The organism is Piscinibacter sp. PDB5-1 (genome assembly GCF_056676035.1).
On sequence record NZ_JBWVZL010000003.1, the window covers coordinates 75,583 to 90,438 of the forward strand.

Below are 14,856 nucleotides of genomic sequence, written 5' to 3' on the forward strand. Positions count from 1 at the left end.
CAAGGGTTCGTCCCACGACCAAACGCAAACACCGGGCGCCCTCGCAGAGGGCGTCCGCATCCAGGACGGAAGAAAAATGGTAGCGATCGTCAGCGGCAACTCCCTTGGTTTGAGCCTGACTTCTCTGGCGACGCTCGGCCAGCGTGGGGTGATGGGGGCGGCGGGGCAGGGGCGCAATGGCGAGTTGGCTTACGTCAACATCGCCAACGGCAACCTGGTGCTGCAGAACCGCGACGACCTGCTGGTCAGCCGGGGTGTCGATGTCGGCGCGCTGCGCACATACAACAGCCAGGGCTTGCTGACCGACGACAACGGCGACAACTGGTCGCACGGCGTTTTCAACCAGCAGTTGCGCCTGACCGGCACGCGCAACGCGGCCGGCAGCACCCTGGTTCGCACCGACCGCGACGGGGCGCAGGCGACCTACGCATTCAACGCCACCACCGTCAGCTACACCAGCACGGCGGGCGGCGGGGCCTTCGACAGCATCGCCTACGACTCGGCCACCAACCAGTACGTGTGGACCGACGGCGCCTCGGGCCTGCGTGAGCGCTACGACGCCACCACCGGCCGCCTCGTGTCCACGGTGGACACCGCCGGCAACACCGTCAGCTACGCCTACGACGCCGGCGGCAAGCTGATCAGCATGCGCAGCGCGAGCGGCGAAACCACCTACCTCGACTACACCGGCAACAACCTCACGCAGGTGCGCACGGTCATCACGGTGGGGGCCGCCACGCAGACCCTGACTCGCGCGCGCTATGCCTACGACGCGAGCAACCGCCTGACGAGCGTCACGGTTGACCTGACGCCCGCCGACAACAGCGTGGCCGACGCCCGCACCTTCGTCACCAGCTACACCTACGACGGCACCAGCAAGCGGGTCGCGTCGATCACGCAGAACGGCGGCGTTTCGCTGGCCGTGACCTATGTGCAGGTGGGTACCGAGTTCCGCGTGGCGACCTTGCGCGATGCGCTGGGCCAGACCACCAGCTTCGCCTACGACACGGCCACCCGGCGCACCACGGTCACCGACCCGCTGGGCCTGCGCACCTTGTGCGACTACGACACGGCCGGCCAACTGATCCGCATCACCGGCCCGGCGGTCGGCGGTGTCAGCCAGGTCACGGCCTTCACCTACAACGCCAATGGCGACCTGACGCAGGTGGTCGATCCCGAGGGGCGTGCCGTCGTCATGCAGTACGACGCGCGCGGCAACCAGACGCTGCAGCGCGATGCGGCGGGCAACACCATCACCCGCAGCTTCGACGCGCGCAACCAGGTGCTGACCGAAACCGCCTACCTCGTGCCCGACGCCGACGGCGCGGGTGCGGGCCTGGCCACCAGCCCGATCACCAGCCGCTACGTCTACGACGCCACCAACAAGAACCAGTTGCGCTTTGCGCTCAGCCCCGAAGGCCGGGTCACCGAGCACCAGTACGACGCGTACGGCAACCTGACGGCGACCATCCAGTACGCCGGCGCCGTCTATAACGTCACGGCCCTGGCCGCCACGGCGTCGCCGACCGAAGCGCAGATGACCACCTGGGTCGGCTCGCAAGACCGCAGCAAGACGCAGCGTGTCGATCGGGTCTATGACTTCCGTGGGCAGGTGCAGCGCAGCGTGGCCTATGCCAGCGTTGACGCCGCCGGCGCCGGCGTGACCGGTGCGACCGCCAGCACCACGCAGTACGTGTACGACCAGGCGGGCCTGCTGCTCAGCAGCATCAGCGCGACCACTGGCAGCACCAGCTTCACCTACGACGGCCTCGGCCGCCTGCTGGTCACCACCAACGCGCTCGGCCAGACGACGACCAACGCCTACGACGACGCCAACAACCGCAGCAGCGTCACGCTGGCGAACGGCCTCGTCACCACCAGCACCTTCGACCGCGCGGGCCGGCTGACCTCGGTGCTGCAAAGCAGCGCCGCCAGCGCCAACCTGGGCGAGACGCGCTATTTCTACGACGCCGACGGCCGCTTGCGCATGACGCAAGACGCGACCGGTGTGCGCAACTGGGCGCTGTACGACGAAGCCAGCCGCAAGGTGGCCGACATCGACAGCGACGGCTCGGTCACCGAGTACGTCTACAACCGCAACAACCAGGTCGTGCAGACCCTGCGCTACGCGACGGCGGCGAGCACGGCGGCCCTGGTGGACGCCAGCGGCAACCCGCTCAACGTCGCCCTGGCCACGGTGCGCCCAGCGGGCACGCGCTACGTCAGCTGGAACCTCTACGACAACGCCAACCGCCTGGCCAAGAGCATCGACGAGCTCGGCTACGTCACCGAGACCCGCTACGACGGGGCTTCGCGCGTCACCGACGTCGTGCGCTGGGCCAACGCGGTGGTGGCCGCGAACATCACCGCGGCCACCCGGCCGACGGATGCCGCCGCCACGCCGGCCGCCAATGCCGCAGCCGACCGCCGCTCGCGCAACTTCTACGACGCCGACGGCCGCCTGCTGGGCTCGCTCGATGCCGAGGGCTACCTCAGCGAACTGAGCTACGACGCAGCCGGCCGCCTGACGACCACGCTGCGCTATGCCACCGTGAGCCCGAGCGCCCAGTGGGCAGCGGGCACGCTGACCGCGCTGCGCCCGGCGGCGTCGGCCAACGACCAGCGCAGTGTCAACCTCTACGACGCCAAGGGCCTGCTCATCGGCCACGTCGATGCCGAGAACTACCTCACCGAGAACGTCTACGACGCGAGCGGCAACCTCACGCGCTCGGTGCGCTATGCCACCCGCCTGGCCGCCAGCCCGGCACCGGGCACGGCCCTGGCGAGCATCCGCCCGGCGGCCAACGCCGCCGACCAGGCCCTCAACACCAGCTACGACACGCTGAACCGCGCCACCAGCCAGACCAGCGCCGAAGGCACGGTGACGCAGTTCACCTACAACAACGTGGGCCAGCTCGTGTCCACGGTGAAGGCGGCGGGGCAGGCCGAGGTGCGCACGCTGAATGCACGCTTCGACCTGCAGGGCCGGCTGGTCGGCGAGCTCAGCGCCGAAGGCGCCGCGCTGCTGGTCGGCGGGCTGACACAGGCCCAGATCGACACCATCTGGACCCAGCACGGCCTCGCGCACACCTACGACGCCGCCGGTCGCCGCACCAGCACCACCGACCCGAACGGCTTCAAGACCCTGTTCTTCTACGACACCGACGGCCGCCTGGTCACCACGGTCAACCACCTCGGCGAAGCCGAAGAACGCCAGTACAACGCCCTCAACCAGTTGGTGGCGACCACGCGTTTCGGCACGCGCATCGCCACCACCGGCCTCACCGGCGGGCTGGTGGTCGCGGCCCTGACCACCGCGCTCAACGGCGTGCGCAATGCCACGCTCGACAGCACCACCCGCCTGACCTACACCGAGCGCGGCCAGGTGGCGACCACCACCGACGCGCTGGGCAACGTCAACAGCCAGACCTACAACGCCTTCGGCGAAGTGCTCAGCACGACCACGGCCCTGGGCGGCGGCCAGACGCTGGTGCAAACGGGCAGCTACGACCGCCGTGGCCTGCAAGTGGGCAGCGTCAGCGACGCGGCCGGCATCAACGCCATCACCAGCGCCGTCTACGACGCTTTCGGTCGCCTCACCCGCAGCACTGACGCCAACGGCAACGTACGCCAGCAGAGCTACGACCGCCTGGGCCGCACGGTGCAAACCATCGACCCGACCAACGCCACCCGCAACAGCACCTGGGACGCCTTCGGCCGTGTGCTGACGCAGACCGACGCGCTGGGCCAGGTCACGCGCTACGCCTACAGCGACACCGCGCGCAGCATGACCATGACCACGCCCGAAGGCGTGGTGGTCACGACGGTGCGCACCCGCCATGGCCAGACCCTGAGCATCACCGACGGCCGCGGGGCCGTCACCAGCTACACCTACGACCGCAACGGCAACCTCAAGACCACCGCCGCCCCGCTGGCGGTGACGAGCGCCAACACCTACGACCGCGCCAACCGCCTCATCGAAACGACCGACGCGCGTGGCGTCAAGGCGGCCTTCACGTACGACGCCGCCAACCGCCTGCTGACCCGTCGTGTCGACCCGACCGGCCTGAACCTCACCACGACGTTCACTTACGACGCCAAGGGCCAGCAGGCCAGCGTGACCGACCCGCGCGGCACGGTCACCACCATCAGCTATGACCTCAAGGGCCAGGTGCTGCGCCAGGTGGTCGATGCGGCCGGCCTCAACCTCATCACCAGCTACACGTACGACGCCCAGGGCCGGGCCCTCACGGTCACCGACGCGACCGGCACCGTCAGCCAGTACACCTACGACAAGCTCGGCCGCCGCATTCGCGAGCAGATCGACCCGACCGGGTTGAACATCACCCGCAACTACACCTACGACAAGAACGGCAACGCGGTCACCAGCACCGACGGCACCGGCGCGCTCACGCGCTACACCTACAACGCCAACGATCAACTGGTCTTCACCGTTGATGCGGCCGGCGGCGTCAGCAAGGTGGACTACGACGCGCAAGGTCGCGTCACCCGCAGCACCCGCTACGCCACGGCGCTGAGCGCCACGCAGCTCAGCAGCCTGGCCACGCCGGCCACCTCGGCGCAGGTGCAAGCGCTGGTGGTGGCCGCCGCGGGCCGCGACGCCATCCAGGCCAACCGCTACGACCGCGACGGTCGCCTGCGCTTCACCGTGGACGGCACGGGCGCGGTCACCGAACTGCGCTACGACGCCAACGGCAATGTCGTCGAGCAGATCGGCTACGCCAACGTCATCAACCTCGCCACGTGGACGGGCACCACCGACCCGGCCCCGGTGGCCGACGCCACGCGCGACCAGCGCACCCGCACCGTCTACGACGCACTCAACCGTGCCACGCATGTGGCCGATGCGACGGGCGCGGTCGTTGCCAACCAATACGACGCCAACGGCAATATCGTTCGCCAAACGCGCCACGCCACGCTGGTGGCCGCGGCGGCCAGCCCCAGCACCGTGGTTGCCGACGCGGCCAACGACCGCATCAGCGTCTTCACCTACGACAACGCCAATCGCCTGGCGTACACGGCGGACCCGAGCGGTGCGGTGTCGCGCAACGAGTACGACGCCAACGGCAACGTGGTGCGGCGCACGCAGTACGCCAACCTCATCACGGCAGGCGGCGTGCCGACGAGCGTGACCGCCAACGCCGCGGCCGACCGTGTTGCCACGTTCACTTACGACCGCGCCAACCGCGTCAGCTACAGCGCCGACGCCGAGGGATACGTCTCGACGACGACCTACGACAAGGCCGACCGGGTGCTCACGAGCACGCGCTACGCCACACGGCCGGCCACCGCCGGTGCGCTGCCCACCGCCAATGCGGCCGACCAGACCACGACCTTCACTTACGACAAGGCCGGTCGCCTGCTCACCACGCGTGACGCGCTGAACCAGACAGAGTCGTTCACGCACAACGGCCGCGGTGACAAGCTGACCTTCACCAACAAGAAGGGCAGCGTCTGGACCTACACCTACGACGCTGCCGGGCGCGTGCTGACCGAGGTCAGCCCGCAGGTGGCGCTCAGCACGGTGAGTACCGACGCCTACGGCGATCTGGTCGCAGGCGCCACGGTCACCGCCGGCATCACCACCCGCATGGCCTACGACGGCCTGGGCAACCTGCTCAGCCGCACCGAAGCCGTGGGCCGCGCGGGTGAAGAACGTACGACGAGCTACGCGTACGACGCCGCGGGCCGACAGATCCGCGTGACCCACCCGCCGGTGGGCGTGTACAGCGAGACCACCGCCGCCCTCGCGACCAACGGCGCGACCGGCGTGGCGACCCGCGCCGAAGCGACGCGCACGCTGAGCACGCAGACCTTCTACGACGCCTTCGGCAACGCCGTGGCCAACGTCGATGTCGCCGGCAACGCCAGCTACAAGGCCTACGACCTCGCCAACCGCGTGCGTTTCGACGTCGATGCGATGGGCCATGTGACCGGCTACGTGCGCAACACGTTCGGCGACGCATTGCAGATCACCCGCTACGGGGTGGCCACCACGCTGGCCAGCACGGTGCCGACCAGCGCCGCGCAGGCGCCCAGCGTGGCCGCCATCAATGCCGTGGTCACGGCGGCCGGCTACAACGGCAGCGCCAACCGCGTGCTCACCAACGTCTACGACCGGCTCGGCCGCGTGACCGAGGTGCGTGAACCCACCGTCTACACCTACGACTCGGTCTTGGGCAGCTACGCCAACGCGCAGAAGACCACGCGCAACACCTTCAACGCCTTCGGCGACGTGGTGCTCGTGGCGACCAACAAGGCGAGCGGCTGGGACTACAGCGCCCAGTACTTCAACCGCCTGGGCCAGCGCACCGCCAGCGTCGATGCGCTGGGCTACTTGACCACGAGCGTGTACGACGCCGTGGGCAACCTGACGCAAACCACCGAGTTCGCGACCGCCGTGGCCCTGCCCACCGCGACGAGCTGGCAAACCGCCGCCCCCGCAGGCGTGGCCAATGCCAACGACCGCACGGTGCAGTTCGCCTACGACCGGCTGAACCGCAAGCTCAGCGAAACGCGCCTCAGCGTCGAGACCAGCACCGCCGCCGAAGCCCAGACGGGCACCAGCAGCCGCAAGAGCCTCACCACAACCTACGGCTACGACGCCGTGGGCAACCTCACGCGCACGACCGACGCGCTGGGCGCCAGCACCTACAGCTACTACGACGCGCTGGGCCGCGTCACGGCCGTGGCGGCACCCACCCGCAGCAGCACGCCGAGCGGCGCGGCCATGACGCCGCTGACCGTCTTCCGCCGTGATGCGTACGGCAATGTTGTCGCCAAGATCGACCTGCGCAACGGCGCGAGCGCCGCGGCCGAGTTCACTGGCGTGTCGAGTACCGCCACGCCGGGCTACACCGCCGGTGCGGCCGACGCCGCCGACCGCGCGACCTACGCCAAGTACGACCTGCATGGCCGCAACACCCAGCAGACCGATGCCGCCGGCTACAGCAGCTTCACGTCTTACAACGAGCGAGGCCAGGTCGCCAAGACCTGGCAAGGCGTGACCTCCGGCTCGCCGGTGGTGGGCGCCAACGGCAAGCTCGTGGCCGACAGCAGCACCTTCCAGGCCTACCAGTACGACAAGCTGGGTCAGCTGACCCGTACGCTCGACCCGGGCGTGGCGACCACGCTCGCCAACGGGGCAAGGGCCACGCTGATCGGCTCGTCGTACCTCGACGAGTCGGGCAACCCGGTGGGGTCCAGCCGCGTCAGCTTCGAATGGAGCACGCTGGTCGATCCGGCCGCCAGCACCGTGCGCGTGCAGCTCGACTACCAGACCGTCTCGACCTTGCGCCAGACCGGCACCGACGAAGCCGGCAACCCGATCTACACCGGCACGGCCAGCTTTGCGACTTCGCGCACGCTGGACAGCACGCCTGCATCCGCTGCGGGCGGTGTCTCGATGGCGTGGACCGATGCCAACGGCATCTCGGCCATCAATTACGTGCGCATCTGGCAACTGGTGGGCGGCAGCTGGGTCATGCGCTGGGAAGGCAATGCCGCCCAGGCCACCGGCTCCGGCACGGGCGCCGTGGCCAAGACCGCCGCCAACCTCATCGATACCGCGCAGGAATACAACGCCTTCGGTGAGGTGGTGCGCAAGGGCGTGAATGGGGGACGACAGGAGTACTTCGACTACGACAACGCGGGACGCCTGTGGCGCACCAACAGCGGTGACGGCGTCGACAAGATTTCTCTTTACGACGTACAAGGCAATGCCACGGCACAGATCCGCAGTTCAGGCTCGGGCTACGACGACCGCAACCTGGCCTTGTTGACCAGTGCCGACCAGGCCGCCGGCCTGACGACCCTGCGCCGTACCGACACGCTGTACGACGCGCTCGGTCGCGTCACGGAACAGCGCCAACCTCAGCGCACCACCAGCCAGGGCGGCGTGGCCGTGCAGCAGCAGCTCAACACGGCGTCGATCGCGGCGTCGGGCTCCGTGGCGGGCTACGACGAGTCGAACAACCCGATCTGGGTCGGCAACAACCAGATCAACCTGTCGTGGTCGTCGCTCGCGGGGACCGGCTCCGGCGACGTGCGCGTCACGGTGACCTACCTGACCCAGAGCTACCAGGTCAGCCCCGAGACACGCGACGAATCGGGCAACGTCATCGCCCCGGCGGTCTACTCGACCCCGGTCACGCGCACGCGTACGCTGATCCTGAGCGCGGAAGCCGGTGCCTCGGGCGCCGTTCTGAGCTGGCCCGAAGAAGGGCAGGGCGGCGTTGGCAGCGTCACGTCGATGACGCTCGAGAAGAAAAACGTCGAAGGCGTTTGGCAGACCGTGCACCAGGGTGGGTTCGGCGCCGTGGGCAACGTCTTCAACGTGGCCGCCGCGGCTGACCCGAGCACGCAGGTCGTGCTTGAGATCCGCCCGGTGGGCGGCTCGACGTGGACCGCCATGACGGGTGCCATCAACTTCGGCAACACGCTGCGTTACAACGCCAGCAGCCTCGCCGCGGGCAACTACGAGTACCGCGTGCAGACCACGCGTCTGGGGCAACCCGTCAGCACGACGGCAAGCGGCACCGTCTCGGTCACCTCTGCACCGCTGGCAAGCATCTCGACGACCATCACCTACGGGTCGTCGGGCGCGGGTGTGCTGGCCTGGCAGGCCCAGCCGGCTACTGTCACACAAACCCTGCGCTACCGTGTCTCGGGCAGCACCGGCGGCTGGAGCAGCCTCGCCGTGAGCAACCGTGGCAACGGCTACGACGGCGTCAACACGGCCGGTCTGGCCGCGGGCACTTACCAGTTTGAACTGCTGTGGACGCGATCGAACGAAGCCACGCCATATGCCCATGCGACCGGCACCTTCGCCGTCACGGCGGCGGTGGCACCGCGCACGGTGCCGGCGGTCGGCTACCCGGCGGTCACGGGCATCGCCATCGCGCCCCCGGGCGGGCTGAGCATTCCCACGGGCTATGACGAGTCGGGCAACCCCACGGGGTATGCCACGGCGCTGGGCGTCTACTGGACGACCGCCGGCGGCTCGCCGACCTTCCAATACCGTGTCTCGGGCAGTGGCTCGGCATGGAGCACTCTGCCCATCGGCACGGCAGCCGACAAGAGCTACGCCAATGTGGCGGGCCTGGGCGCCGCGGTGTACGAATTCAGGATCACCTACACCTCGGGCAGCACGACCCTCGCGCTGGGCACGGGGAACCTGACCGTCAACCCGCAAGGCGCGGGCTACTACCAGACGGTCACCGTGACCGTGCAGGTGCCGGTGACCGTCACCCCGGCCAACCCGGCCAACTACATCACCGGCTATCACCGCGCCGTGTACAGCGCGCCGGTGTTTGCGGGTTACGACGAGAGCGGCCAACCCTACCTGGGCCAGCACTACGCCTGGTCGGGCAACGTGGTGGTGGCCGTGCCCTACACGGTGAGCCAGATCATCCGCTACGACACCGTGCAGGTCGCGGTGCAGGTGCCGGTGCAGGGCCCTCCGGTCATCAGCGGCTACGACGAGTCGGGCAACCCGATCTACGCCCGCGACGAGTCGGGCAACATCATCTACACGGTCACCTACGTCACGCAGTACCAGACGCAGCAGGTGCCGGTCTACGGCAACGTCACCGTGAACCCGCCCAACCCGGCGCAGTACATGACACAGGCCCCGCGGCCGATCTATGGCGCCCCGGTGGTCGTGGGCGCGGACGAAAGCGGCAACCCGATCCTCGGCCAGGGCTATGCGTGGCAGGGCAACGTTGTGGTGGCCGTGCCGTATACGGTCTACCAGGCGCAGCAGCAACAGCAACAGGTGTGGGTGCCTGGCACCACGCCGCCGCCGACGGTCAGCGTCACCACACCGGGTTACACACCGTCGTACGTCGTTCCGGGCACCCCGGCGCAGTACAGCGCCAGTGTCTCAACGGCGGCCAACAGCACGTCGATCAGCGGCGTGGCTGGCGTCAATACGCTCACCCAGACGGCCGGTGCCAATGGCGCGAACTTCACTGCGCGTCCCACCGTCTATCAAAAGACCGATCGCTGGGGCAACGTCACCGAACTGAGCGACCCGCGCTACGCGGCCTGGAAGACCACCTACCAGTACAACGCCAGCAACCAGTTGATCCGCGAGCAAAAGCCTGACACCGCCGGAGCGCAAAGCACCAACAGCCCGGTGACGCAGGTCTACTACGACGCGCTCGGCCACCAGGTGGCGGTGCGCGACGCCAACAACAACGTCAACAGCCAGCAGTACGACGCGGGCGGCAACCTCGTGGCCGAGCGTCATGCCGACGGCGGCCTCATCACGCACTTCTACGACGCCTTCGGCGACAAGGTGCGCACCGTCGATGCCGAGGGCAACGCTGCCGCGGCGGGCTCGCAAGCACGGGCCAACCGCACCACCGGTTTCCACTACGACAAGATGGGGCGCCTCGTGCAAACCGTCCATGGCGTGGTTAACCTGTGGACCATCAATTCGTCGATGCAGACCTCGTACAGCACGGGGCAGGTCTACGAGTACAACACCTACGACCAGGCCGGCCGCAAGCTGAGCCAGACCAACGGTGGCAACGCCCAGGGCGTGGGTGACACCACCCGCTACAAGTACGACCTGGCGGGGCGCGTCATCGAAACCATCCAGCCGCTGGGTGGCCCGTCGGCGCGCACGGTGTACGACGTGCTCGGCCGCAAGGTCGCGAGCATCGACCAGAACAACCTGGCCGCCACCTGGAGCTACGACTACTTCGGCCTGATCGCGACCCACACCGACATCGGCGGCGCGCGCTATCGCTACACCTACGACAACGCACGGCAGCTGTTGAGCACCTTCAACAGCCGCCACGGCACCAGCGCCCAGCTCACCAACGCCTACGACGCGGCGGGCCAGGTCACGCGCATCACCGACCACTCGCTCAACCAAGTCACCGACTACACCTTCGACATGGCCGGGCGCCATGTGAGAGAGAAGACCACGCAGGCTGGCGTCGTGTACCAGGACAACACCCTGGCCTACGACACCGCGGGGCGACTGCGCCATGTGAGCGATGGCCGCATGAACATCGACATCGAGTACGACAAGATGGGCAACCGCACCCGCGTGCGCACCCACGTCAACGTCGTGCAGGTCGGCAGCAATTCGGCCGACACGTCGAAGGACACCGACCGCTACTTCCGCTACGACAGCATGAACCGCCAGGTCGGGGTTGACCTCAACGCGGCAGGGCAGATCGGCAGCGACGGCCACATCGTCACCTACGACAAGAACGGCAACCGCATCAGCGACACGTTCTATGGCAACAAGGTGGTGACCACGGCAGGTACGCCGCCCACCATCATCGGCTACGACGAGTCGGGCACGCCGCTGTACAGCGGTGGCACCGCCACGTCGTACACGACGACACAAGGGCAGGTGGTCGAGACCTACGACTACGACATCCTGAACCGACTGACCAGCGTCACCCGTGATGGCGTGCAAGTCGATACCCGGGGCTACGACGCGTCGAGCCGCGTCATCACGACCGGCCCGAACGGCGTGCTACCGGCCGGCTATGCGGCTGCGCTGAACAGTGGCACGGCATCGAGCCAGGCCATCGGCCTGGAAACGCGCCGCAACCGCTACGACGCCAACGGCCGCCTGCTGCACCAGACCGTGCTCAGCAGCGACAACAGCCGGGTGACGACCGAGATCGACTACAGCTCTTACGACGCCGCGGGCAACCTCAAGTCGTACACGCTGACCATTCCGGGCGACTACACCAACACCTACCACTACACCCACGCACGCTACGAAGGCTACAAAGAAGCGCGCATCGACGGGTCGAGCACCAAGTTCAACGGCGGATCGACCATCAACACGTACGACGCCAACGGCAACCTCACGCGGGTGGACGACACCACGAAGGACTCGAACGACCGCAACTTCATCAACGACCTCGCGGGGCGTGCGCTCTACGTCAACCAGGCCGGCAACGTGCAGCGTCAGGTTGTGGTCAACGGGGAGGTGATGGGGCGCTACGGCATCGGCATCGACGAACTGAAGCCGCGTGACAACGACGGCAACCCGCTCTTCGCACAGATCGCCGACTTCAACTTCGGCTACCAGCCCATCACCGGCAACTACCCGACCGCCAGCGTCGGCAGCTACCAGGTGCAGGCGGGTGACACGCTGAAGAGCATCGCCAGACAGTCGTATGGCGACGAGCGCCTGTGGTTCCGCATCGCCGACGTCAACGGCCTGAGCGGCGACCGCGACCTGCGTGTCGGCCAGACCATCAACATCCCGAGCACGGTGGGCTCGGTGCACAACAGCGCCGACACCTTCAAGCCGTACGACCCGAGCAAGATCACCGGCGACACCACGCCGAACTTGCCGATGCCGGCAGCCGACAAGGGCTGCGGTGGTCTTGGCATGCTGCTGGTCATCGTCGTGGCCATCGTGGTCACGTACTTCACGGCAGGGGCTGCGGCAGGGTACTTCGGCGTGGCCATGGGCCAGCTCAGTGCGGCCAGCGTGGCCATCGGGGCTGCGGCTGCGGCGGTGGGGTCCATCGCCAGCCAGTTGGTCGGCATGGCCGTCGGCGTCCAAGAAAAGTTCAGCTGGAAGCAAGTGGGCCTGGCGGCCGTCGGTGGTGCGGTGACGGCGGGCCTGTCGGCGTACGCCGGTCCGGGGGCTGAAATGCTGAAGAACGTCGTCGTCAAGGCGGCCGTGTCGAACGCATTGACCCAAGGCATCTCGGTAGCGACGGGCCTGCAAGACAAGTTCAGCTGGCGCAACGTGGCCGCGGCCGCCGTGGGCGCAGGCGTGGGTGGCATCGCTGCCCAGGCCCTGGACGGTGCGTTCACCGGGTTGGGAGAAGTCGGCGGCGCCCTGGCGCGGAACACCCTGCAAGGCTTTGCCTCGGGCACGGCGTCTGCGTTGGTGCGCGGCGGCAAGGTCAGCATGAGCCAGATCGCGACCGACGCCTTCGGCAACGCCATTGGCACCGAGTTGGCACCCTACGCTCAGGCGGCGGGCGAGCGCTTGGGCATGGACCTGCGGTACAGAAACTCGGCCGATCCGCTGGGCGCGCTGATGGCTGATAGAGGGGCGCGACACCACTTCGCACCGGTCGAGACCCGGGTGCCGGTCCCCGTGCCTGCGCCCGAAACGTCGCAGCCGCCGGCAGTCGCCGTTCCCACGCCCACGGGCGAAACAGAGGCCGCCGCCGGTTCACCGGCAGACACTCAGGCGAACGAGCCCGTTTCGCAGCGCCGCAGCCATGTCGCCAAGCGTGGCCAGGGCCCCGAAGTCATCGGCAAGGCCCTAAATCCTGATGCGCCGTACGCCGCAGCGGCCGACGCGCTGGTCCGCGGCGATGTGCAGTGGAACAGCAAGCTGAATCGCTGGATGACGCATACCGGCGTCGAGTACAGCTCCGATCTGTCGGTCTACACGCCGGAGCAGATTGCAGAGCTGGATCAAGCAATGCGCACATCGGTGTCGAAGGAAGCTGGCGAGGATGCACGCCGCGCTGCCGTCGAACGCATGAAAGCACTCGCGAAGATCGGGTCGATGACCAAGTACTCGCAGGCTGACCGGGACGCAGACCCCAACTACCGTCTGGTGGTCGAATCCAACAAGCGCATTGATGCCTACGTGTCGCCGAACGTGACGACGACGCGCGAGACGCTCACCGGCAACTACGACTCGTTCGTGCTCGATGGCTGGAACAGCTTCAAGACCAGCACACGCGCCAACCTCGACAACGCAGCGGTCAGCGATGGCGGCGGTGCCGTGACGGCGATTGCAGCCTTCGTGAAAGCCCCCGCTGAACTCGGTTTCGCGCTGGGCGATGCAGGGCTGGGCCTGGGCCGCCTCGGTACGCGCGTTTGGGATTCCCACCAAGCCGGCACGCTGGCTGAAGACTTCAAGACCAATGTGCTCGATCCCTCGGTCAAGTTCGCCGCGTCGGTCAAAGACCTGAACACCGTCCGGATTTCGCTCGGCGGCAAGTTCGGCGCGGACGACTGGAGAGGTGACGACTGGAAGGTCATGGTAGGCACCGACCGCATCGGCTTCCAGTTCAAGAAGGAAGTCAGCCTGGATATGCCGCGCGACATGAAGGCGGGCGTCGATACAGTGGCCCGTTTCAGCTACAACTGGAACTCTGGCTTCCAGGAAGAGCTCTTGGTGGAAAAGAACTTTGGGAAGGTGCCGGTGCCGTTCTTGAAGCCGAAGATTGCCGGCGTGCCGTTGAGTGTTGAAGTGGTGCCAGGGGCGCGTTTGAACCTCACCGGCAATCGAATCATCACCCCCTCGGTGAATGTGGACTTCGGGATCAAGACCGATGTCTTCAAAGGCAAGGTCGCGATCGAATTCCGTAAATCTGGTTCTTGATCCTGATGTCGCAAAAGTGGGCCGAACTCGCGCCTCGCTCGTTTTTTCGCAGAGACCTGGTCCTGCGAACGAACGTCGAGGAAGAGATCGGCCCGCTCTCTGCCCGGTATTCAAAGGGAAACCTGAACGTTCTTCGCAATGGGAAGCCGTTTCTTGAGACGGACGGCGGCACGAAGCTCATCGCGACAGGTGAAAGTTTCGATGTCGTGAGCAAGTGGCCGGTCCTGCGCGAACTTGTCTCGCCTCGGCGGTCACTGTCCATTGACTGGTCGGAGCCATCACCCGCCAAGGAGCTTCGGCTCGCAGTTTCTGTCAGCTCAGGACCCGGCGCGGGCGAGCGCTACGTGGTCTCGGAGGATCGGTCGCAGTTCGTGCGCTGGCGTACCCAGGTGAGGGTGGAGGCGGAAGCTTCCCGCTGCACGGTGGAGGTGATGCTGGTGTGTCTCTTCTACTTCTGGGCGTTTTTCGAGTCAGATCGCACCTCATACGGTTGA

Annotated in this window: 2 protein-coding genes; both read left to right on the forward strand. The window is 67.4% G+C overall.

Translation table 11 applies throughout. The annotated features are described in order from the left end of the window. Nucleotides 1-76 precede the first annotated feature (76 nt). Complete coding sequence (locus AC1KAT_RS13235) at nucleotides 77-14,362, forward strand: LysM peptidoglycan-binding domain-containing protein (protein WP_480326659.1); 14,286 nt, start codon at nucleotides 77-79, stop codon at nucleotides 14,360-14,362. After that, nucleotides 14,359-14,856 carry a hypothetical protein gene (locus tag AC1KAT_RS13240; protein WP_480326661.1) on the forward strand — a complete coding sequence of 166 codons (498 nt, stop codon included), beginning with the start codon at nucleotides 14,359-14,361 and terminating at the stop codon, nucleotides 14,854-14,856. Before AC1KAT_RS13235 ends, AC1KAT_RS13240 begins: the two co-directional genes overlap by 4 nt.

Excerpts from the sequence above, each read along its gene's own strand:
- AC1KAT_RS13235 (WP_480326659.1), top strand. The coding sequence starts at position 77 with ATGGTAGCGATCGTCAGCGGCAACTCCCTTGGTTTGAGCCTGACTTCT.